1 protein-coding gene is annotated in these 589 nt (G+C 58.6%); it reads left to right on the top strand.

Annotated features, from left to right (window positions below; translation table 11 throughout):
• Positions 1 to 589: class I SAM-dependent methyltransferase (locus tag A9W96_RS24135; protein WP_067143662.1), on the top strand; the 589-nt coding region annotated here is incomplete at both ends.

Here is a 589-nt window from a genome sequence, read left to right as displayed (position 1 = left end):
TCGAGAAGTACGACGTCAACGTCATCGGGATCACGCTGAGCCGCAATCAATTTGAGTACAGCAAGAACAAGCTGGCCGGATTGCCGACCAGCCGCAACATCGAGGTGCGGTTGCAGGGCTGGGAAGAGTTCGAGGACAAGGTCGACCGGATCGTCACGATTGGCGCCTTCGAAGCTTTCAAGATGGAGCGCTATCCCGCATTTTTCGAGCGCGCCTACGAGATCCTTCCCGACGACGGCCGAATGCTGTTGCACACCATCTTGACCTACACGCAAAAACAGCAGCACGAGCGCGGTGTTTCCATCACGATGAGCGATATCCGATTCGCTCGATTCATCGGCCAGGAAATTTTCCCGGGTGGACAACTCCCGGCGCAGGAAGACATTTTCAAATTCGGCGAGGCGGCGGGCTTCACGATCGAGCGGGTGCAGCTGCTGCAGCAGCATTACGCGCGGACCCTCAACATCTGGGCGGCCAACCTGGAGGCCAACAAGGACAAGGCGGTCGCCCTGCAGTCCCAGGAGGTCTACGACCGGTATATGAAGTACCTGACCGGCTGCGCGAAGTTGTTCCGTGCGGGCTACACCGA

The sequence above is a fragment of the Mycobacterium sp. 1245852.3 genome, from assembly GCF_001669335.1.
Classification (GTDB): domain Bacteria; phylum Actinomycetota; class Actinomycetes; order Mycobacteriales; family Mycobacteriaceae; genus Mycobacterium; species Mycobacterium europaeum_A.
This window is presented reverse-complemented; position numbering and strand designations above follow the sequence as displayed.